Raw genomic sequence first — 20,939 nt, 5'->3', positions numbered from 1 at the left:
TAGCGATCGCCGCTTTCTGGGATAATGACTATTTTCGCTTTTATTTTGGGAGTAGTTTTAGGTTTGAGTATTTGTTACTGGCAAGTCTCACGCTTAAATAGAGAGTTAAAGCGAACCCTGAGCGCTCTCTCGGATTCGGCGGATTTGTCGGCTTCTTTTCCCGTTACCTCCCTGGTGCGTCGAGAATTACAGTTTCTCTCCCAAAGTCTGCAAGAGCGAGAAAAGAGCTTAGAAATTCAGAAATCCTTGCTAGAACGAGCGCCGATCGCCTATCTTCATGTCGATGCCGATAATCAACTGCTCTGGTGCAATCAACAGGCAATAACCCTCTTAAAACTCGATCGCTGGCAGCCAGATCAGGTACGTCTGCTGCTGGAATTAGTGCGCTCCTACGAATTAGATCAATTAATTCAAGAAACTCGCCAAAAACAGAGTCCACAGGTGCAAACTTGGACTTTTTACCCGACTAATTATCCTGTCACTCCCATTAGCGATCGCCAAGTGATTGCTCCTAAATCGATTGCCTTGAAGGGTTACGGTTATCCCTTGCCAGAAGGTCAAATCGCTGTATTTATCGAAAATAGACAGCCTTTAGTGGAATTATCCCAAAATCGCGAGCGAGCTTTCTCTGACTTAACTCACGAGTTACGCACTCCCTTAACCTCCATTTCTCTCCTTACCGAAGCTTTACAAAAACGCCTCCAAGCTCCCGAAAGACGCTGGTTAGAACAAATGGGGAAAGAAGTGGAGCGTTTGAGTCAATTAGTCTGCGATTGGCTAGAAATCAGTGAATTACAAGCGGATGCGGGGCGCTCTTTACAATACCAAATCATTAATCTACAGGATCTAATCACCACCGCTTGGCAGACTGTCACCCCAATAGCCGCCCAAAAACAGATTAGCTTAGATTATTCCTCTCCGGTGGATTGGACGCTGGAAGTGGATCACTCTCGTCTGCTGCAAGTTTTCCTGAATCTCTTTGATAATGCCATTAAGTATAGTCCCGATCAGGGGAAAATTTGCCTAGAAATTCGAGAAATATCCGATACTATCGGGGAAAAATGGCTGAAAATTGACGTTATCGACAACGGTAAAGGATTTAACGAAGCGGATCTCCCCTACGTTTTTGATCGCCTCTTTCGCGGTGATCCTTCCCGCACCCGTCAAAAACAAGGCACAAAGGATTACAGTACCGGTTTAGGTTTATCGATTGCCAAAGAGATTATTCAAGCCCATGGCGGTTCGATCGTCGCTCAAAATGATCCTAACACCGGCGGCGCTCGCCTACAAGTCACTCTCCCCCGTCAAAAAAAGGAGATGAGGTGATGGGTGTGGGGTGTGGGGAGAAAAAAATCTGTCAAGTTCTCTAGACAACTGCACAAAATCGAAAATTTTCTTGTTATCACTGTAGAGAAAGAGTAGTTTTATGTTAAGCGAATCCGACCGTGAGCCTATCCAAAGAAACCAATCATCCCGATCGCACCTATTTCGCTCGTTCTCTCCAGCGATTGGAACAGGATGTGCTGAGAATGGGAACCTTGGTCGAAGAATCCTTTCGTCTTAGCCATCAATCCCTTTTTGCTAGGGATTTGGAAATGGCGAAAAAAATCCCCCCCCTTGACAAGGAAATCGATCGCTACTACCGTCAAATCGAGTTAGATTGTGCCACTCTCATGACTCTACAGGCTCCCGTAGCCCAAGATTTGCGGCTTTTAAGTGCTTTTATGCAATTAGTGCGCGATTTGGAACGGATCGGCGATTATGCCAAGGATTTAGCCGAAATAGCACTCAAGTTATTCGCCTATACTCCCCACGATTGTATGAGTGAGATCGAGGCTATGTCCCACCATGCTCAGTATATGTTAGCCACGAGCCTTGTTGCTCTGGCCGACCTCGATCAAGAAGCAGGTCCAAAGGTGAAAGAACTAGATAATACGGTCGATCGAGCCTATGATTATCTCTATCACACTCTCGCCCATCAAAGAGATATCAAGGGTGTGGTGGAACCAATCCTGCTGATGGCTTTACTAATCCGTCATCTGGAACGCATGGCCGATCACGCCACCAATATCGCCCAAAGGGTATCTTACATCGTTACCGGACAGAGAGGCTGAGGGTGTGGAGGCTCCTGAGATGATTTCTCTGGAACTCTGGCCCCCGCTTTTAGGGTTTACGACTCAGGGGGTTTACAATTTCACTTAACCCCTCTCCCAAGAGGGATAAACCCACCACCATCGTGGTCATTGCTAATCCGGGGAATAAAGTAGTCCACCAGATACCTGTAGATAAATCCGCCAAAGCTTCCTTGAGATCATGACCCCATTCCGGCACTTCTTCCGGTAATCCTAAGCCTAAAAAGCCTAAACCGCCTAAAACAAGGATCGCATCCGCCGCGTTGAGCGTAAACAGAACCGGGACACTCTGGACGACATTAAAGAAAAGATATTTTGATAATATACGACCCGGTGTAGCTCCGATCGCTCGCGCCGCTTCGATAAATAACTCATTTTTAACGCTGGCGGTTTGATTTCTGACCACGCGAAAATATTGGGGAATATAGGCAATGCTAACAGCGATCGCTACATTGACGATACCACGACCCAAAACGAAGGCGAGAGCCACCGATAATAATAACCCCGGCAAGGTGTAGAGGGTATCCATGAGAAAGAGGAGAACGCGATCGATCTTACCCCCCAAATAACCGCTAATTAACCCTAAAGGAACCCCGATGACTAAAGATAATCCTGTGGCCAAAAATACCACGGACAAGGCCGCCCGGGCCCCGAATAGGGTGCGGGAAAAGACATCATAACCGCGCACATTCGTCCCGAACCAATGGGCAGAACTGGGGGCTTGTAGGGGATAATTGCTTAAAATGTCGGTTGGATCCTGAATCATGCCGATCGCTTGCAGAAGGGGCGAAAACAGGGCAATCAGGATAAAAATAATTGTCAATACCAACCCAACCCCTAGGAGTTTAGTGGTTAGGTTGGGTTTCAGAAAAGGATCGATCGGCAATTTAACAGGAGTCATCGACAAAATTTAGCCATTGCATAGAACGCTAATTGTAGAAGACAAGGCTAACCTGAGACAAGAGCAGTGTTTTTTTCAGACAGCTGGGGCCGAAACGACCATAAACCAGAGCAAGACTGCTAAAGCTAAAACAGTTAGTTTAATCAGGATATAAAGCAGTCCGTTGGGATAAAGGAGATCGTGAAACATATTACCTCCTCGGGAGAGAGTAGCGATTGTCCCTCTCTATCTTTGATCTTAAGTCTTTCTTTGTTCAGCTGACGCACAACTTAACAAAACGTGCGATTATAGGGAAAAAGATTTTTTTTACTAGCTATGGCACTACTGACCACAGGAAAACCATTTATTCGCGATCTGGAACAATACGGTGCTTTAGGTGTTTACGCACCCTTAGAAGGGGGTTACGAGGGACGCTATCAAAGACGTTTACGGGCCACCGGTTACAATGTCCTGCATATCACCGCTAGAGGTCTAGGGGATTTAAGTGCCTATCTTACCGGCATTCATGGAGTCCGTCCCCCCCATTTAGGTAAAAAAAATATTGGTCGGGAAGCAGCCGTCGGACCGGTTTATTTTATTCCTCCCATTGCTACCTATCAATTGGAAAATTTACCCCCCAAATCTAAAGGTTTAGTGATTTGGATTATTGAAAGTTTTGTTTTGTCCTCGGAAGAAAAACAATACTTAATTAATCTTAGTCAACAGGAACCCCGGTTAAAATTTGTCCTCGAATTGGGTGGGGAAAGATATTTCCGTTGGCAACCTTTGAGCAAATCTTTAATCGCTGCCTAGAATTATCGAAATAACAGGGTTATTGAAAGCTCTCCCCCTCAAACCCTCTCCCCGGAGAGGGAAACTTCATTTATTGAGAGTTTGTTGTTCCTCCCTCACCTTTTGGTAGCTATTCATTTAATTTTCTTAATTTCGCGAGTTGGCCTAGGTGAATTTGCCATAATATGGGATATCGTTGCCGCAAAAAACCTAGGAGTTAAATCGTGACAGTGAGAGTTCGTATTGCCCCCAGTCCCACGGGAAATTTACACATTGGAACAGCGCGCACAGCCGTGTTTAACTGGCTTTTTGCCCGTCATCACCGGGGTAAATTTATCTTGCGCGTGGAAGATACAGATTTAGAACGTTCTCGACCAGAATATACCGAAAATATTCAAGCGGGCCTACAATGGTTAGGACTGAATTGGGATGAAGGTCCTTTTTTTCAAACTCAACGCCTTAATTATTATCGTCAGGCCATTCAAACCCTGCTCGATCGAGGTTTAGCCTATCGTTGTTATTGTACCCCGGAAGAATTGGAAAAAATGCGGGAAGAACAAAAAGCCCGCAATCTTGCCCCCCGTTACGATAATCGTCATCGTTATCTCACCCCCGAACAACAAGCTCAATTCGAGCAAGCGGGAAGAAAAGCAGTAATTCGTTTTATTATTGATGATGATCGAGAAATTATTTGGCAGGATTTAATCCGGGAAAAAGTTATCTGGAAAGGTAGTGATTTGGGGGGGGATATGGTGATCGCTCGTACCTCGGAAAATGGGGAGGAAAACTTCGGGCAGCCTCTCTATAATTTAGCGGTAGTTGTTGATGATATCGATATGGAAATTACCCATGTTATTCGTGGGGAAGATCACATCGCTAATACGGCTAAACAAATTCTTTTATACGAAGCTTTGGGGGCAAAAGTGCCGGAGTTTGCCCACACTCCTTTAATCTTAAATCAGGAGGGTCGCAAGTTATCTAAACGGGATGGAGTCACTTCGATCGATGATTTCCGAAAACTGGGTTTTCTGCCGCAAGCTTTGGTTAATTACATGACTCTCCTCGGTTGGACTCCTCCCGATTCCACCGAAGAAATTTTTACCCTTGAAACGGCCGCAGAAGTGTTTAGTTTAGAACGGGTAAATAAAGCGGGGGCAAAATTTGACTGGACGAAATTGGATTGGATTAATAGTCAATATCTTCATCGTTTAACCGGTGAGGAATTAGTGCCTTTACTTCTCCCCTACTGGCAAGAAGCGGGGTATAATTTTGATGCTGAAACCGATCGAGCTTGGTTGATCGGTTTGGCTACTCTCATCGGTCCGAGTTTAACTCGTTTAAGCGATGCTGTCGCTGAAAGTCGCTTACTTTTAAACCCTCTGGCTAATTATAATCAGGAGGCTTTGAGTCAATTACAATTAGAGGGAGTTAAGGATATTATCAAGGATATTCTCGCCGCTATTACTCCCGATTTGACTGGAGAAGTTGCCAAGGGAATTGTGGAGACCACAACTAAAGCCCATCGGGTTAAAAAAGGTCTGGTGATGAAGTCTCTACGCGCTGCTTTGATGGGGGAGTTACACGGTCCGGATTTAATGCAGTCTTGGCTACTTCTCAATCAAAAAGGTTGGGATCTATCCCGTCTTCAGCAAGCAGTAAATAGTTAAATTGATCGGCTATCAGTTATCAGAAAATTTCTCGTATATTAGGGTTGACAAATTCCCTAGAATTGCTATATAATTTCTAGTATAATGGGAATCCGTGTCGCCCTGCATACCCTGCTCGTGATCGATTACTGAGGGGATGGGGCGGAGTTTTCGGTTTTGGCTCTTCTCGACTTTGTGTGATAATTTTTGCTTATGGAATCCTGAAGTGCTTATCGGGCAGAACTTTTATACTAAATCTGGTTATTAAAAACTGATTATTTATTCTCCGTTTTGCATGAGTGCCTCTCCTGATATTTAGCCTATACCCAACGGATTTAGTATTACTTCCGACTTGATCACTCAATCCAAGCTTTTGGGGGGTTCTACCCCCCAAACCCCCCGTTGGGGGCGTGGCGCCGCCCCCAAACCCCCCGCGCATTAGTTTTTCGGTGAGATGCTTACACGCAGCTGCTGACACATCTGTAATCATTTAAGAGTCACTCCCGCAAGTGGAGTGACTCTCCTGATATGTACCCTATATTCAACGGATTTAGTATTAGGACTATTTTGCGGAAGAAACTATCAGTATAAAACTCGTTTCCACACAGAAACCAGAATATCCCGATTTTTCCCCTAACTGTCAGGGACGATCTAGAAACTTTCTTAATTTTCAGGCATTATCCGCAACTTTTCCCTAAATATAGATTTGTTGATCTCCTGACAAAAACCTATGGGTGAAAAAAAACGAATTGGAATTCTCACCAGTGGTGGCGACTGTGCGGGTTTAAATGCCGCCATTCGTGCCGTGGTCCACCATGCCAGTGGCAATTATGGCTGGGAAGTGGTGGGTATTCGAGAAGCAACGAACGGATTAGTTAACCGTCCCCCCAAAACCACGATCTTTGATATTGAAGGAGTCGATCGCCTGTTGGTGATGGGAGGAACAATTCTCGGTACTACCAATAAGGGGGATCCCTTCGCTTTCCCGATGCCGGATGGAACCCTGATCGATCGCTCTCAGGACATCATCGACGGCTATCATAGTCTGGGACTGGATGCCCTGATCGGCATCGGTGGCGATGGTAGTCTGGCGATTTTGCGCCGTATCGCCCAACAGGGAGGCATTAATCTGATTGGTATCCCCAAAACCATCGATAATGATGTGGGAGCTACAGAAGTCTCCATCGGCTTCGATACAGCTACTAATATCGCCACAGAAGCCCTCGATCGCCTCCATTTTACCGCCGCTAGTCATAACCGGGTAATGATTCTAGAAGTTATGGGTAGAGATGCCGGCCATATCGCCCTGGCTGCCGGTATTGCGGGGGGGGCCCATATCATTCTCATTCCTGAAATTCCCTACCGATTAGAGAAGATCTGCGAGAAGATCCGGCAACGGCAGCGTATGGATAAACAGTTTTCTCTGATTATTGTCTCCGAGGCTGTGCGTACCGAAACTGGCAATCGCCTAGTGCAAAAGGAAGCCCTAGGAGAAGATCGTCTCGGGGGTATCGGTCGCTATTTAGCCGAAGAAGTTGCCAGGGAAACCGGGGCCGAAACGAGAGTGACTTTCCTGGGCCACATTCAAAGGGGGGGCATTCCTTCTCCGATAGATCGCTTACTGGGGGCGGCTTTTGGCGTGGCGGCCGTGGATTTGATCGCCCGAGGAGAATTCGATCGCATGGTGGCCTGGCAAAATCGGCAAGTGGTCAGTGTTCCCATTGAGGAGGCGATTAAAACCTATCGCGTCGTCGATCCCGAAGAAACTTTAGTCAAAACCGCCAGGGGTTTGGGTATTTGTCTAGGGGATTGAGATTAAATCTAGGGGAATCGGTGCGAGAATTAATCCTTAAGTATCGCCCTTTCCCCACCGATTAAAATTACCCCTCAAATAAAGATAAACTCTGATAATTATTTTTCGGCAATTTCGCCAGTAAGCCTAAATGATTAATGGTTCAGTTAATGTAGCAGAAAGATTGTTAGAAATCAACAATCTCGATCGAGAATTATTTAATTATTTTCAAGACAAATTACTTGATTCTGAGCAATTATCTCGTACTCTAGTGAGTTTTCAAGGCAATAAGAACCAACCAGTTTATCGCTGGTATAAATATAAAGAGGGTTTTTCCGTTGATCTGATAGTTTATCTTCTGGAAAAATATGGTATCAAACAAGGAAAAATACTAGACCCTTTTGCTGGCAGCGGAACAACTTTATTTGCGGCGGCGGCCAGGGGTTTATCAGCAGATGGAATAGAACTATTGCCGATTGGACAAGAATTAATTATTACTAGACAAATTTTAGAAAATGGCTTAAATAGTGATGATATACATCGTCTAGAGTACTGGTCTAACCATAGCCTTTGGCAACAAGTAGATGACAAAGTTAAGTTATTAGAATTACCAATTACTCAAGGAGCATATCCCCAAGAAAATCAGGCTTGTATAGAAAGTTACTTAGGGTTGATTGCCCAAGAGAATGAGCGAGTGCAAGCGATCTTAAAATTTGCCTTACTTTCTATTCTCGAATCAATTAGCTATACTAGAAAAGATGGTCAATACCTCCGTTGGGATTATCGTTCTGGTAAACAACAGGGCAAAAATATATTTGACAAAGGAAAAATTTTAGACTTTAAAATTGCCCTACATAGCAAGTTACGAGAAATTCTCGCAGATTTAGAGCCTAGTCAGCAACAATTGGAACTTTTTTCTAGAGATTATCCTCGGGGAAAAATTCAACTATATCAAGGTTCTTGTCTTGAGATTTTGCCAGAGATTTCCTCAGAAAAATACGATTCTATTATTACTTCTCCTCCTTATTGTAATCGCTATGATTATACTCGTATCTACGCTTTGGAATTGGCTCTGTTGGGAATAGATCAACTACAATTAAAACAATTACGTCAACAAATGCTTAGTTGCACTGTTGAAAATAAACCCAAAGAGTTACTAAAAATCAATGAACATTGGTCGCCAGCCATTGCCATAACTGATCGTCAAAAATTATTAGAAAGTATCCTAGGTTATTTAGAGGAATTAAAATCAAGCAAGGCCTTAAATAACCATGGTATTCCTCGGATGATTAGGGGGTATTTTCTGGAAATGTCTTGTCTAATTTATGAATGCTTTCGGGTTATGAAATCCTCGGGTATTTTCTGTATGATTAATGATAACGTTCGCTATGCGGGAGCTAGTATTTCTGTAGATTTAATTTTGTCAAAAATTGCTGAAGAAATTGGATTTAAAGTAGAAAATATTTTAGTAGTTCCTCAGGGAAAAGGTAATAGTAGTCAGCAAATGGGATGTCATGGTAGAGAATCTTTAAGAAAATGTATTTATGTGTGGAGAAAGCCTTAATGGAAAAACCCTATCTCTTGCATTTAAACCAAAGTTGTGATTTGGAGACTACCTATGAAGCTATCCGTTCAGGATTTATTGCTCTAGCCTTAGAAAAAAATCAGAGAGCTACTCCTTTAATTGCAGAAGCAAGAACCTTAAAAATTATTGCACAAACCGTAAACAATCCTAGAGATTTACTAAACATCCCAGATATTCAAGCGGCTTTATTAACTGCATCGGGAATTTCTGATAAAGCTAAAAATTATGTACATCCCCAAGACAAGGTAGAAGCAATTCAAGAATTAATTGTCAATTTTCTGGAACCTGCGGGGACTAATTTTGTCGAGGAGTTAGTCTATAGATTTCTATTGATTCGGGGTGACACTTTAGGAGGAATCATGAGAAACGCGGGTGGCTCCTTAGCTCAAAGTAAATTTACTCGTTCTCTATTAGCAACTTTAAGAGTAGCAGGGATTGCTTATGATTGGCTCAATTCTAGTAATAATCAATGGAGAGAAGCTGAAGAAATGACACCTAATCTAGAAATCTTGGTTAGAGGTGTTAGCTGGTTAAATAACAGCCAACCAAGAACAATAATTTATAATGTCAATGTTCCCATTGTTAATAACAACAATATTGATTTGTGCCTTTTAAAATGTGATTCGACGCAATTAGCTAATCAAAAAATCAAAAAACAAACCTTACAATCTGCTGATTTATACATTGCTTTGGGAGAATTGAAAGGTGGGATTGATCCCGCAGGAGCAGATGAACATTGGAAAACTGCTCGTACTGCTTTGCAGAGAATTGATTATGCTTTGAGAAAAATCTCTAAGCATCCTTATACTTTTTTTATCGGCGCTGCTATTGAAACAAAAATGGCTAGGGAAATTTATCAGCAATTAGAGACGAAAAAACTCACCAATGCCGCTAACTTAACCAATGATAATCAACTGGTTTCAATTATGCGTTGGCTATGCCATCTTTAACCTTAATTAATATCTAGAAAAATACCCCTCAAATAAAGATAAATTTTGATAATTATTTTTCGGCAATTTCGCCAGTAAACCTAAATAATTAATAGTTCAGTTAATGTAGCAGAAAGATTGTTATACCATTTCTCTAAATAAAAACTACACATCGAATTTAAGTCCCCCTTTTTAAGGGGGATTTAGGGGGATTAAACTTCTGTAGTCAGACTTTGGAGAATTGGTATTAGAAATCAACAATCTCGATCGATTCCTAAAACTTTGAACCATGAGCTATCTTCCTTGACCAGTAATTGATGTAATCAAAATGCCTTGCTGAATCAAGGGATGAATGCCAATTTTTTACAGTTCCAAAAGTTATTTTTAGTCTAGGTTTTAAAAGTCCGATAAAAGAAGATTTATATCTTAAATCAGCAGATTCAAAACTATCTTCTGATTTGGTAAAATGCTTGACAATTTTGTCAATTACTGATAGCCTGCCAATAAACGTACTTTAGGAGGTAATTAGATCATGGCTACTTATACATTTTCTGCGAAAACCCTAACATCTACAACCCTGCTACCCACCGGCGGGGTAGTAATTAATATGGGAACCATCACTGGTGAGGGTTGGGGTTTCAGGCGCGCCCTGCTCTTTTTTATAGACAGCAACTTTCTAAACACTAGACCCCAATATATTACCGGCTCAATTCCCACTGGAGCAACTGGGAGGAATCTGACTTCTGTAGGGCGACTAGCCCCTGGAAACAGTCCATTTAATATTACTGGAACCGCTTGGCGACTGCGTAATGGCGATGGTACTGATTCAACTGGGACTATTAGTGGCTATCGCTCTAGTTTTACCAATACCTACGACCTTGCTGCCAACACCGATACTTTTATCATCTCTCCCTTTGTTACCGGACCTGCTACTCATATCCTGACAATGCCGCCGAGTTCATCATTGACTAAAGCTGCATCTAATGATCGGTTTTATAGTGCTAACGATCCCGCTCTGACTAGCACCGACAACTACAAACTGATTGGCAGTTCCTTTAACGATAATCTGGCAGGTCAGAACGCTAATGACACCATATTAGGTGGAGCCGGTAACGATACGATCTTTGCCTTGGGGGGTGATGATTATGTTGATGGGGGTGATGGTGATGACAGCATATTAGGTCGAACTGGTAACGATACCATCTTCGGCGGTAATGGTAATGATGCTTTTGATGGGGGTGAAGGAAATGATTCTCTTTATGGGGGTAGTGGTATCGACCTAATCCAGGGACTGGAAGGAAATGATTATCTGGATGGGGGTAGTGGTAGTGATAGTCTTGAGGGGGGTGATGACAACGATACCTTACTAGGTGGGGACGGTAATGATACACTCGGGGGACTTCAGGGTACTGATAGTCTTGATGGGGGTATTGGTAATGATAGTCTGAGGGGAGGGGCTGGTAACGATACCTTACTAGGCAATGATGGTATAGATACTCTCCTGGGAGGTAATGGTAGCGACAGCTTAACAGGTGGGGCCGGTGTAGATACATTTACTCAAGGATCTACAGATGGTGTCCAACCAACAAGCATCCCTGGCACTTTTACCGATGGCAACACCATTACTTTTGGTAACGGCTTAGATATCATTTCAGACTTTGAAACAGGTACATCGGGAGATAAACTTGATCTGGATTCCTCGAGTTCCGCAATATCCGCGATTGGGGTTTCAATTGCTAGTCTGGTTTCCGGTACAAACTACTACCTTTCTGGTAGCTACAGTGGTAATGTCTTCACCATCAGCGCTGATGGTGTTGGCTCAGATACACTGATTATTCAAGGTACTGGGGCTGCTTTTTCAGGCAACGCTTCCTCGGTTCTTTTGGGATTGGTTAATAGTAATAATCTGGTGGCAGGTAACTTTATTTAACTTCATCTCCCCAATCAATTGGTCCAGTTGGGTTGGTTAGGCACAGCCTAATCCACCCCAATTCTGATTGGATGGCAAGAAGAATTAACCAGCCTAATCTTTGTGTCTTTGTGTCTTTGTGGTTATTTTCTGCGATCGCTTGTTAATTTTCCCTCAATCTTGGTCCCACTATTTGTGATAGTATATAGTTAGACTTCGACCATTTGGGAGAGGCAAACTATGATAGATTATAATTTAGACGCGGCGCATAGCATTCTGTATATGCAACCTACATCTGCACTTGCGGCGGAAGATTTCATCAAGATTGCGGAGGCAGTGGACCCCCACATTGAAGCCACTGGTGGCCTTGCTGGCGTAATCATCGAAGTTCCCACGTTCACTGGTTGGGAGAGTTTTGGTGCCTTGGTCGCTCATTTCCGGCTGATACGCGACCATCACAAGTACGTCAGTAAGGTTGCAGTGGTGACTGATTCCACTCTGGTTAAACTGATTGAAAGTCTGGCTTCCCACTTTGTCGCCGCTGAAGTCAGGCAGTTCCCTTGGGGGGAAACTGAGGTAGCGACCCAATGGGTCTTGGGCGGCTCCTGATTCTCTGACAGTACAATAGACATCTCCAGCAATTAACCTCAATCTAGCCTGAATTTTGGAGGTGTCTAATACACGGTTAGACCGATGGAGACAGCTATGTTATATCAACGATGAAGCAAAGAATAGCTAATAGCATGATGTACCAGACAATTTTTTAATTTTCGCTGCGCTATACTGCCATTATTGAGATTAAACCAGCATTTATGAGTCAATCCCCCCGCATTCTAGCACTGGATTTTGATGGTGTTCTTTGTGATGGCATGATCGAGTATTTTCAGATTAGCAAACGCACCTATGAAACCCTTTGGCCGGAAATAATTCCCGAGGATTTTTTCCCTAGTTTTTCGCAACTTCGTCCCGTTATCGAAACCGGTTGGGAAATGCCTTTACTGTTGCGATCGCTCGTTCTCGGTATTCCCGACGAGGAAGCTTTAAATAATTGGCCGTCAATTCGGCAAAATCTGCTAGAAAAGGAGAAAATAGCGAAAAAAGTTTTCTCAAATGCTCTCGATGGTCTTAGGGATCGATGGATTGAGTCGGATCTAGAGTCTTGGTTAGCCTTACATCAATTTTATCAACCCGCGATCGATCGCCTGGCCTCTCTTTTAGACTCGGATTTTTTGGTTTATATTATCACTACAAAAGAAAGCCGTTTTGTCAAGCAATTGTTACAAAAAGTAGCAATTAATTTTCCGGCAGCGAGATTAATTGGCAAGGAAATTAAACAGCCAAAATACCTGACTATTCAGCAAATACTAGCTGATTTACCAGAATCTCCCGCTAATTTGTGGTTTGTCGAGGATCGTCTCGATGCGTTGGAATTAGTACAGCAACAAGCCGATTTAAACGATGTGGGCTTATATTTAGCCGATTGGGGATATAATACGGCTCAAATGCGCCAAAAAGTTGCTCAAGATACCCGTATTAAGCTGTTATCCCTAGCTCAATTTGCGGCAGACTTTACCCACTGGCAGAGTCGGTGACGAAAAATATTAAAACTTCGCCCATTACCCCATGAGCATTGTTAAGCTTTCTTTATACACTTGTACTAATTGTCAATTTCTTCTACAATGGTCATAGGTCGATATTTTAGAAATTTTGTGGAGCTATGATTGACTGCCTGACTGTGGCTCGCTACTTTATTATCAGAGCTTACGAGGATGGTATGGACGCTGAAATGACTAATATGAAAGTCCAAAAGCTTTTATATTATGCACAGAGCTTGCATTTGGCCCTATACGATGAACCATTGTTTAAGGAGGAAATTCAAGCATGGCGTTACGGTCCGGTTTGTCCTGCTGCTTATAAGTTCTACAGTGATTTTGAGGCTGAACAATTACCAATTCCTCGCCAAGAATCCTTATCTGGGCTGCCATCGGAGAAAAAAGAACTTTTAGCAGAAATTTGGCAATATTTCGGTAACTACCACGCCTATCGGTTGAGTGATATGACTCACGCGGAATTTCCTTGGAAAAAGGCTCGTAAAGGTCTGCCACCAGAAGAAAGTTCCACAGAGCCAATTCTCCTTGATGATATGAAAGCATTAGGTTATCAAAAGCTTGATTTGATAGAACAGGAACACCCTGCCTACAAACCGGCCATGTCTGAAGTTTTGAAGGAGGCATTGGCGACGGAATCTTCTCATCCTATTGGGAAAGGAGAAGTGCATGACTGGCTCAATTCCCTTCTCGATTGAATCTTCTGACAACTTCGAGCGCTCTTTCAAAAAACTGGCAAAAGTTCACAAAAATAGCTTTGTTGAACTTATTGCCAAAACTTTAGAGGATTTAATCGATGACCAATATCCCCATAACTCCCGCCAGGAACCTCTACCGGGGAAAATTCAGTTGCCGGAAGGCTGGACTTTTCACAAGCTCGATATCCAGGTTTCAAAAGGTGCTGCGGGGCAAATTAGATTAATGTATTTGGTGAGCGCGACTACCTACACAATTAAACTGGTTTGGATTTACAGCCATGAGCAGTTTGTCAAACGTCCTGCTGATGCCGATTTAAAAGCTATTATCCGAGATATTCTGGATTTTTAGGCAGAAATCTACTTCTTGGTAGGTTAGGACGCATATTAAACTGATGGGTAAACTATCTAACTTATCGTCGTCTAACCCACCCGACATTATCTGCTATACTAAAAAGCGTAGTCGTTATGAGTTGCATTTACGGTTATGACTGTCGAGAATTTAGTCATTATTGGTTCGGGACCGGCGGGATATACGGCGGCGATTTATGCGGCGCGTGCGAACTTAAAACCCTTGATGTTTGAGGGTTTCCAAGCGGGAGGCATTCCGGGGGGACAATTGATGACCACCACAGAAGTAGAAAATTTCCCCGGTTTTCCCGAAGGAATCACCGGTCCGAAGCTGATGGAAAGAATGAAGGAACAGGCCGAAAGATGGGGGACCCAATGCTATACCGAAGATGTTATCTCGGTGGATTTAAGTCAGCGTCCTTTTACCATTCGTTCCACGGACCGGGAAGTTAAGGCCAATAGTATTATTATCGCCACAGGAGCCACTGCCAAACGCTTAGGATTACCCAGCGAGGCCCAATTCTGGAGTAACGGCATTTCCGCTTGTGCTATCTGTGACGGTGCTACACCGATATTTAGAGAGGAAAACCTCGCTGTCATCGGTGGCGGTGACTCGGCGGCAGAAGAAGCCGTATATTTAACTAAATACGGCTCCCACGTCCATTTATTAATTCGCGGGGAAGCGATGCGCGCCTCGAAAGCAATGCAGGACCGGGTGTTAAATAATCCGAAAGTTACCGTTCATTTTCACACCCAAGCGGTGGATGTGTTCGGTACAGGCAGTAAAATGGCAGGATTACGCATTAAAAACTCGCAAACGGGAGAAATCAGTGAATTAGCCGTTAGAGGGTTATTTTATGCCGTCGGTCACACTCCCAATACTTCCCTATTCCAAGGACAACTAGAATTAGACGAGGTGGGTTATGTGAAAGTCAAACCGGGGACTGTTGCTACCAGCGTCGAGGGGGTTTTTGCCGCCGGAGATGTGCAGGACCACGAATACCGTCAGGCAATCACTGCCGCAGGTACGGGGTGTATGGCGGCGTTATTGGCAGAAAGATGGTTATCGGAGCATAATTTAATCCAAGAATACCGTCAATCAGCCACTTCTGAACATTACGAGACGAAAACCGTTAGCGAAACCCCGGCCGATACGGAGGAAACTTTTGATATTCACAAAACCCGTCACGTTGGGGGTTATGCTTTGCGGAAATTATTCCATGATGGCGATCGCTTGTTAATGGTAAAATATGTTTCTCCCACCTGTGGCCCCTGTAAAACCCTGAAACCGATTTTAGATAAAGTGGTCGATGAGTACGATGGCAAAATTTATTTTGTGGAAATTGACATCGAAGCTGACCCAGAAATTGCCAAAATGGGTCAAGTAACCGGGACCCCCACGGTACAATTCTTTAAGGACCGGGAATTAGTAAAAGAAATGCGCGGAGTCAAACAAAAAAGCGATTTTCGTCAAGTAATTGAAAGTTATCAATAATCAGTTATCAGGAGTCAGGAGTCAGGAGTCAGGAGTCGGTCGTTAGGAGATAGGGTGATAGGGTTTTGGGGTGATAGGGTGATAGGGTGATAGGGAAATTTCATCCAAATGCTCCACTCCCCCACTCCCCCACTTCCCCACTTCCCCACTTCCCCACACCCCACTCCCCACTTCCCACACCCCACACCCCACACCCTGCCCCCCACACCCCACACCCCACACTCCACATCCTATGCTAGAGGCCTTACAATTTGATTTTATGCGCCATGCGATTGCCGCAGGAATATTAGTTAGTATTGCCTGTGGGATTGTCGGTACTTTGGTAGTAGTTAATCGCGTGGTTTTTATCAGTGGTGGAATCGCTCACGCTGCCTATGGAGGGATAGGAATCGGTTATTTTTTTGGGATTAATCCCCTGGTGGGGGCGATATTTTTTACCTTTTTTTCGGCTTTAGGCATGGGTTTTTTACAGCGTCGCATCCGGGAGAGAGCCGATACTTTAATCGGGGTTATGTGGGCGATTGGTATGGCGATTGGGGTAATTTTTATTGATTTAACCCCCGGTTATAAAGCTGATTTAATGAGTTATCTTTTCGGTAGTATTTTAACTGTACCGAGGGATGATTTATGGATAATGGCGGGCATAGATATATTAATTATAGCCTTAGTTAGTATCTTTTATAAAGAGTTATTAGCCATATCTTTTGATGAAACTTTTGCGATTATTCGTAATATTCCCGTGGAGATAATTTATTTAGGTTTAATGGGAATAACCGCTTTAACTATTGTCGCAGTAATGCAGGTGGTAGGATTAATTATGGTAATTGCTTTATTAACTATTCCCGCCGCTATCAGTGGACAATTTGTTAAAAATATGAAGGGAATGATGATCCTAGCGATTATTTTAGGAATTGTCTTTACTTTAGTGGGTTTGTGGTTATCCTATAGTTTAAATCTCACCTCAGGGGCGACAATTATTTTAGTGGCAGGATCGGGCTATTTAATCAGTCTTACTTGGAAACCTTTGATGCTCACTATCACCAGAAAAGTATCTCATCTTTAAGGCTCTCCCCTAGTTGTGGTGATCAGAAAAAGTTATCTAGGGGAGGATGAAAGCAATTCAGGCTCTTCGGTAATTGTTATGCAATGGACGGGGGTTATAAGGGATGAAACACTTATATAGAAAGGCATTTAGCGATTTCTGTCAATTGTTTTTGATCTAGAGCGAACTAATCAATTAAGTCTCTTACCAGATAAGGATTTAGTCGATTTATGACCCCCTATCGAACCATACCAAGTAACGAAGAACCGCAATTCACCTCCACATTGCCCCACATTAGTTGTTCTCTAGAGGGCGATGGGATAGTCCTGCCAATTATAACCCTAAACGCTGCTTTTGACGGGCTTTATAGGAGGCTAACAGCCAGATAGAGCCAGAAATCAAAGAAGGAGCAAGGACGAAAAAAGTGGCCATGGTTACGGGATGTTCCCGGGCCCACACCCAATAAATCATCACGGCAAAAATCAAGCCACAGTAAGCTAGTCCTAGAAAGGGGATGCCAATAACTAAAATGGCGAATCGAGTCTCTTTATCCATAAAATATCGGGATGGCAGCGAAAATTTAGCTGATGGGTTCCGCTTGTCCCTATCTTTACTTATAATCTTCCTTCTGGGATTGCTTGCGGAAAAATAAGGTATTTTTTAGAATTAGGCGCTGATTATTGGGAGGCCTTCCTTGCCGAAACAAAGATTAGATTTATTATTAGTAGCCAAAAATCTCTGTGATTCCCGTCAACAGGCACAGCGATTAATTCGCGCTGGAGAGGTGAAAGTCAATCACCAAATCATCGATAAACCTGCCACAGAAATCGATCCAGAAGCGGCGATCGAGGTTAAGCAGAAACTGCCCTATTTGTCAAGGGGGGGCGAAAAATTAGCTAAGGCCTTAGAATTGTTTGCCATCGATGTCTGCGATCGCATTTGTTTAGATGGGGGCATTTCCACGGGGGGATTTACCGATTGTCTCTTGCAAAAAGGGGCAAAACGGGTTTATGGGGTTGATGTGGGTTATGGACAAGTGGCGTGGAGTTTACGGCAGGATGAACGGGTTATTTTACTAGAAAGAACTAATTTTCGCTATTTAACCCCGGAAAAGTTATACGGACCAGAAAAACCCGCCGATTTAGCAGTTATGGATCTGTCCTTTATTTCTCTGACCAAAGTTTTGCCGACCCTGTGGACGCTATTAAATCCACCGCGAGAAGCGATTTTATTAGTCAAACCCCAATTCGAGGTGGGACGGGAAAAAGTCGGCAAAAAAGGGGTAGTTCGCGACTACCAAGACCAAGCAGGGGCAATTTTTCAGGTTTTACAGGCCGCCGAAGCCCTAGGATGGTTCTATCGGGGTTTAACTTGGTCTCCCATTACCGGACCTGCGGGTAACGTCGAGTATCTTCTCTGGTTATCCACCGATATCGGCCAAGTCAGTCCCAGTTTAGCGGCGATCGCAGAAATTACGCAAGCAGCGATCGAACAGTTTTAAACCAGGTATTTTCTCAAGGAAGTGGGGGTGTGGGGTGTGGGGTGTGGGGAGATGTATTCTTACATACAAAAACGATGATCGGGGAGTTCAATGTATTGGAAAATGGGAGAGATAACCCGAAAAAATTATTGTTAAATCATGTTAAGTCCCGTAGAAACGATTAAAATTCTCGAAAATCATCCCGATCGCACTTTTCAAGCTGGTGAAGTTATTTTTGTAGATGGCACGGAGGGCGAGTTAATGTACGGTATTCTTAGCGGAGAAGTGGAGATGTATATCAAGGGACAATTGATAGAAACTCTAGAAAAAGGGGATGTATTCGGAGCAGGAGCGCTCCTGCATGGGGATAAACTGCGAGAATCCACAGCTATTGCCAAAACTGATTGTAAATTAGCCTATCTCAATCAACCGCAGTTTTTATTTGCCGTGCAGGAAACTCCCATGTTTGCGATCGAAGTGTTAAGAAGTTATTCCGATCGCTTTCGCAAGTTGAAAAAAATCTTCACCGGTGAAGCATAGAGGAGCAAAGGAAAGCCATCCCCTGAAAACTATTGACCGAAAATCTCACCGATAGTTAAACGGGAACCATTGACCAAATCCCCACCAGAACGCGGTGATTTTCCCGATAATTGCACTTCTTTTAATAATAATAAACCCTCACCCGTCTGCACTACCGGCCCGAAATTTTTCCAGAGAGCCACGATCGCTCCCACTTCTCCGCTTAGATGAGAAAGGTCTTTTGTCTGTAATTCTGGAGGAAGTTGACCGAGATCCTCTAGGGGAATAGTCGCCATCACTTTTAGGGGTTGTCCCCGTAAAGTGGTCAGCGCATGAGGATAAAAACCCCGGACTCGATCGTGAATTCTCCGGCCCGAATCTTGCCAGTGGATTAGATAGTCAGATTTTTGAATTAAAGGGGCATAGGTGGCATCGTCGTTATTTTGAGGAATTGGGGTAATTTCTGCTCGATCGAGCTTAGAGAGGGTTTCTAGGAGCAAATCCGCCCCCATTTGTCCTAGGGTTGCTCCCACCTGTTCGGCATTGTCAAAAAGAGCGATCGGGGTGTAGGCTTTCAGTAGCATCGGTCCGGTATCCATGCCCGCATCCATTAACATGGTGGTAATGCCGGTTTCTTTTTCTCCCCTAGCGATGCACCACTGCACGGGGGCTGCTCCCCGATATTTCGGTAAAATTGAGCCATGAACGTTAATACAGCCTAATCTCGGCATCTCTAGAATTTCTGGGGAGAGAATTTGTCCGTAGGCAACGACTACAAAAGCGTCCGCTCGCGATTGTCTGAGAAAATCTAAGGTTCGAGCGTTTTTTTTGACACTTTTGGGCTGCAAAACCGGTATTTGCTGTTCTATGGCTATTTGTTTCACCGGTGAGGGGATTAATTGATTGCCCCTTCCCCGGCGCTTGTCCGGTTGGGTAACGACGGCAATTATTTCTATATCGGAATTGGCTAATAATTTTTTTAGGGTGGGAACAGCAAAAGTCGGGGTTCCGAAAAAAACAATACGCATGGGAGAGGGGGGATTTTTCAGTTATCAGTGAGCAGTAATCAGTGAATGTCCACCGAGTTATTAACGGCTAACTATGCCAGACCATTGAATTTTTTTGGCTTTTTCCCGACGATAGGAGAAAAAATGATCCTCTTGTTGATAGGTACAAAAAGGAGCGATCGCAATTTGTTCATCCCGAATTCCTAACTGTTGTAGTTGATGATAAATCACCCGTCGCACGTCTAAGCGCACTTTCCCTTTTTCCTCGTCAGCAAATAAGGGGGAGGGGGACAGGTTCAATAAATTCGCCAGAATTTGGTCGGGATTGGTTTCTTGGGGGAATAAACTTAAACCCACTTCTACGGCAACTTCTGCCTCTACTTGATACACTTCCCCGGCAATTGCCGGCCCCAGGGCCAGCACTAAGTTATCTAAACAACTACCTGAGTTTAATAACTGCTTTACTGCTTTGGGAACTATCCTTTTGGCCGTCCCTCTCCATCCAGAATGAATCGCCACCCCAACACCAGTAGAGCGATCGCCTATTAGTACAGGCGTACAATCAGCACTGGCCACCCAAATCCCTTGACCGGAAGCATCGGTGATAATTCCATCCGCTTCGACAATTTCCGGGTTAGTAATTCCTTGGGGATTTAATAGGCGATCGCCATGTACCTGTTTGACGCGATAAACCGGTACATTTGCCCCCAGAGCAGCCGTAAAAGCTTCCGGGGTTTGGGGGTAATAATGACGGGTAAAAAAGCCGTGGGACCAGTCCTCTAGGAGATTACAGGTAAGATAGGGCAATCCTTGCCATATTTGCCATTGCCACAGAGAAGTCTCGGTTAATCGGACATCGATCGCTACATTGGTCACAGTCTAAACCTCTCTTGCTGCATTAATACCTCGTTCTTTCCTATCCTAGTTCTGAGCTTGGCAAACGGCAACCGGAAGATTATTTAGGGTCTGCTGAAAAAGTTTTTCCTAGGGGCAGGGTGTAGGGTGTAGGGTGTGGGGTGTGGGGTTTTACCGATTTTGAGGGGGTCAATTACCTAATTTTCAGGGAAAAAGTCCCTGA

The 20,939-nt window shown here is 43.9% G+C and carries 20 protein-coding genes; 16 read left to right on the top strand and 4 right to left on the bottom strand.

Features of this window, described 5'->3' with window-relative positions; genetic code table 11:
• Nucleotides 1-24 precede the first annotated feature (24 nt).
• Both EWV68_RS12960 and phoU read left to right on the top strand, forming a co-directional pair.
• Nucleotides 25-1,326, top strand: a complete 1,302-nt coding sequence (locus EWV68_RS12960) for a sensor histidine kinase (RefSeq protein WP_287170022.1) — start codon at nt 25-27, stop codon at nt 1,324-1,326.
• Nucleotides 1,327-1,445: 119 nt separating this feature from the next.
• Entirely contained in the window at nt 1,446-2,114 is a 669-nt protein-coding gene (gene phoU / locus EWV68_RS12955) for a phosphate signaling complex protein PhoU (RefSeq protein WP_004157861.1), read from the top strand.
• A 49-nt stretch (nt 2,115-2,163) separates the two neighbouring features.
• Here phoU and EWV68_RS12950 read toward each other — a convergent pair whose 3' ends face one another.
• Nucleotides 2,164-3,033 (bottom strand): ABC transporter permease, encoded by an 870-nt coding sequence (locus tag EWV68_RS12950; RefSeq protein WP_287170021.1) that lies wholly within the window; start codon nt 3,031-3,033, stop codon nt 2,164-2,166.
• A gap of 315 nt (nt 3,034-3,348) precedes the next feature.
• Here EWV68_RS12950 and EWV68_RS12945 point away from each other — a divergent pair, with 315 nt between their 5' ends.
• The 12 genes from EWV68_RS12945 to EWV68_RS12890 all read left to right on the top strand — a co-directional run bounded on the left by EWV68_RS12945 (nt 3,349) and on the right by EWV68_RS12890 (nt 16,876).
• On the top strand, nt 3,349-3,825 hold the full coding sequence (locus tag EWV68_RS12945) for an NAD(P)H-quinone oxidoreductase subunit N (protein WP_002747620.1): 477 nt from the start codon (nt 3,349-3,351) through the stop codon (nt 3,823-3,825).
• 203 nt (nt 3,826-4,028) lie between these two features.
• Nucleotides 4,029-5,471 carry a glutamate--tRNA ligase gene (gene gltX, locus EWV68_RS12940; protein ID WP_287170020.1) on the top strand — a complete coding sequence of 481 codons (1,443 nt, stop codon included), beginning with the start codon at nt 4,029-4,031 and terminating at the stop codon, nt 5,469-5,471.
• 709 nt (nt 5,472-6,180) lie between these two features.
• The gene (locus tag EWV68_RS12935) at nt 6,181-7,263 is read left to right on the top strand and encodes an ATP-dependent 6-phosphofructokinase (RefSeq protein ID WP_061430821.1); all 1,083 of its coding nucleotides are present in this window, start codon (nt 6,181-6,183) and stop codon (nt 7,261-7,263) included.
• Between the two features lie 130 nt (nt 7,264-7,393).
• The gene (locus EWV68_RS12930; RefSeq protein ID WP_287170018.1) at nt 7,394-8,806 is read left to right on the top strand and encodes a DNA methyltransferase; all 1,413 of its coding nucleotides are present in this window, start codon (nt 7,394-7,396) and stop codon (nt 8,804-8,806) included.
• Complete coding sequence (locus tag EWV68_RS12925; RefSeq protein WP_353737389.1) at nt 8,779-9,777, top strand: AvaI/BsoBI family type II restriction endonuclease; 999 nt, start codon at nt 8,779-8,781, stop codon at nt 9,775-9,777. The genes EWV68_RS12930 and EWV68_RS12925 overlap by 28 nt, the downstream gene beginning before the upstream one ends.
• A gap of 511 nt (nt 9,778-10,288) precedes the next feature.
• Nucleotides 10,289-11,686 carry a calcium-binding protein gene (locus EWV68_RS12920; protein ID WP_287170015.1) on the top strand — a complete coding sequence of 466 codons (1,398 nt, stop codon included), beginning with the start codon at nt 10,289-10,291 and terminating at the stop codon, nt 11,684-11,686.
• A 219-nt stretch (nt 11,687-11,905) separates the two neighbouring features.
• Entirely contained in the window at nt 11,906-12,274 is a 369-nt protein-coding gene (locus EWV68_RS12915; RefSeq protein ID WP_079209335.1) for a SpoIIAA family protein, read from the top strand.
• Nucleotides 12,275-12,477: 203 nt separating this feature from the next.
• The gene (locus EWV68_RS12910; RefSeq protein ID WP_287170014.1) at nt 12,478-13,257 is read left to right on the top strand and encodes an HAD family hydrolase; all 780 of its coding nucleotides are present in this window, start codon (nt 12,478-12,480) and stop codon (nt 13,255-13,257) included.
• A 125-nt stretch (nt 13,258-13,382) separates the two neighbouring features.
• Nucleotides 13,383-13,970, top strand: coding sequence for a Panacea domain-containing protein (locus EWV68_RS12905; RefSeq protein WP_287170013.1), 588 nt, complete (start codon nt 13,383-13,385; stop codon nt 13,968-13,970).
• Nucleotides 13,942-14,319: a hypothetical protein gene (locus EWV68_RS12900; RefSeq protein WP_287170012.1), complete on the top strand. Its 378-nt coding sequence runs from the start codon at nt 13,942-13,944 to the stop codon at nt 14,317-14,319. The genes EWV68_RS12905 and EWV68_RS12900 overlap by 29 nt, the downstream gene beginning before the upstream one ends.
• A gap of 135 nt (nt 14,320-14,454) precedes the next feature.
• On the top strand, nt 14,455-15,813 hold the full coding sequence (gene trxB, locus EWV68_RS12895) for a thioredoxin-disulfide reductase (RefSeq protein ID WP_002759688.1): 1,359 nt from the start codon (nt 14,455-14,457) through the stop codon (nt 15,811-15,813).
• Between the two features lie 232 nt (nt 15,814-16,045).
• Nucleotides 16,046-16,876, top strand: a complete 831-nt coding sequence (locus EWV68_RS12890; protein ID WP_287170011.1) for a metal ABC transporter permease — start codon at nt 16,046-16,048, stop codon at nt 16,874-16,876.
• A 312-nt stretch (nt 16,877-17,188) separates the two neighbouring features.
• Here the strand turns inward: EWV68_RS12890 and EWV68_RS12885 are convergent, their stop codons facing one another.
• Nucleotides 17,189-17,410, bottom strand: a complete 222-nt coding sequence (locus EWV68_RS12885; protein WP_002796056.1) for a hypothetical protein — start codon at nt 17,408-17,410, stop codon at nt 17,189-17,191.
• A 139-nt stretch (nt 17,411-17,549) separates the two neighbouring features.
• Between EWV68_RS12885 and EWV68_RS12880 the strand changes: the two genes are divergently transcribed.
• On the top strand, nt 17,550-18,356 hold the full coding sequence (locus tag EWV68_RS12880; protein ID WP_287170009.1) for a TlyA family RNA methyltransferase: 807 nt from the start codon (nt 17,550-17,552) through the stop codon (nt 18,354-18,356).
• A gap of 138 nt (nt 18,357-18,494) precedes the next feature.
• Nucleotides 18,495-18,875: a cyclic nucleotide-binding domain-containing protein gene (locus EWV68_RS12875; protein WP_287170008.1), complete on the top strand. Its 381-nt coding sequence runs from the start codon at nt 18,495-18,497 to the stop codon at nt 18,873-18,875.
• A gap of 29 nt (nt 18,876-18,904) precedes the next feature.
• Here EWV68_RS12875 and fmt read toward each other — a convergent pair whose 3' ends face one another.
• Nucleotides 18,905-19,882 (bottom strand): methionyl-tRNA formyltransferase, encoded by a 978-nt coding sequence (gene fmt / locus EWV68_RS12870; RefSeq protein WP_287170007.1) that lies wholly within the window; start codon nt 19,880-19,882, stop codon nt 18,905-18,907.
• 60 nt (nt 19,883-19,942) lie between these two features.
• On the bottom strand, nt 19,943-20,737 hold the full coding sequence (gene pgeF, locus EWV68_RS12865) for a peptidoglycan editing factor PgeF (RefSeq protein ID WP_002759681.1): 795 nt from the start codon (nt 20,735-20,737) through the stop codon (nt 19,943-19,945).
• Between the last annotated feature and the right edge of the window lie 202 nt (nt 20,738-20,939).

The organism is Microcystis sp. M_QC_C_20170808_M9Col (assembly GCF_007095495.1).
In the GTDB taxonomy this organism is placed as follows: Bacteria; Cyanobacteriota; Cyanobacteriia; order Cyanobacteriales; family Microcystaceae; genus Microcystis; species Microcystis aeruginosa.
This window is presented reverse-complemented; position numbering and strand designations above follow the sequence as displayed.

Bases quoted from the DNA above. Each gene is read 5' to 3' on its own strand.
- EWV68_RS12910 (WP_287170014.1), top strand. From the start codon at position 12,478: ATGAGTCAATCCCCCCGCATTCTAGCACTGGATTTTGATGGTGTTCTT.
- EWV68_RS12900 (WP_287170012.1), top strand. From the start codon at position 13,942: ATGACTGGCTCAATTCCCTTCTCGATTGAATCTTCTGACAACTTCGAG.
- EWV68_RS12875 (WP_287170008.1), top strand. From the start codon at position 18,495: ATGTTAAGTCCCGTAGAAACGATTAAAATTCTCGAAAATCATCCCGAT.
- EWV68_RS12960 (WP_287170022.1), top strand. From the start codon at position 25: ATGACTATTTTCGCTTTTATTTTGGGAGTAGTTTTAGGTTTGAGTATT.
- EWV68_RS12885 (WP_002796056.1), bottom strand. From the start codon at position 17,410: ATGGATAAAGAGACTCGATTCGCCATTTTAGTTATTGGCATCCCCTTT.
- trxB (WP_002759688.1), top strand. From the start codon at position 14,455: ATGACTGTCGAGAATTTAGTCATTATTGGTTCGGGACCGGCGGGATAT.
- EWV68_RS12890 (WP_287170011.1), top strand. From the start codon at position 16,046: ATGCTAGAGGCCTTACAATTTGATTTTATGCGCCATGCGATTGCCGCA.
- EWV68_RS12930 (WP_287170018.1), top strand. From the start codon at position 7,394: ATGATTAATGGTTCAGTTAATGTAGCAGAAAGATTGTTAGAAATCAAC.
- EWV68_RS12950 (WP_287170021.1), bottom strand. From the start codon at position 3,033: ATGACTCCTGTTAAATTGCCGATCGATCCTTTTCTGAAACCCAACCTA.
- EWV68_RS12925 (WP_353737389.1), top strand. From the start codon at position 8,779: ATGTATTTATGTGTGGAGAAAGCCTTAATGGAAAAACCCTATCTCTTG.
- EWV68_RS12945 (WP_002747620.1), top strand. From the start codon at position 3,349: ATGGCACTACTGACCACAGGAAAACCATTTATTCGCGATCTGGAACAA.
- EWV68_RS12920 (WP_287170015.1), top strand. From the start codon at position 10,289: ATGGCTACTTATACATTTTCTGCGAAAACCCTAACATCTACAACCCTG.
- fmt (WP_287170007.1), bottom strand. From the start codon at position 19,882: ATGCGTATTGTTTTTTTCGGAACCCCGACTTTTGCTGTTCCCACCCTA.
- EWV68_RS12905 (WP_287170013.1), top strand. From the start codon at position 13,383: ATGATTGACTGCCTGACTGTGGCTCGCTACTTTATTATCAGAGCTTAC.
- EWV68_RS12915 (WP_079209335.1), top strand. From the start codon at position 11,906: ATGATAGATTATAATTTAGACGCGGCGCATAGCATTCTGTATATGCAA.
- EWV68_RS12935 (WP_061430821.1), top strand. From the start codon at position 6,181: ATGGGTGAAAAAAAACGAATTGGAATTCTCACCAGTGGTGGCGACTGT.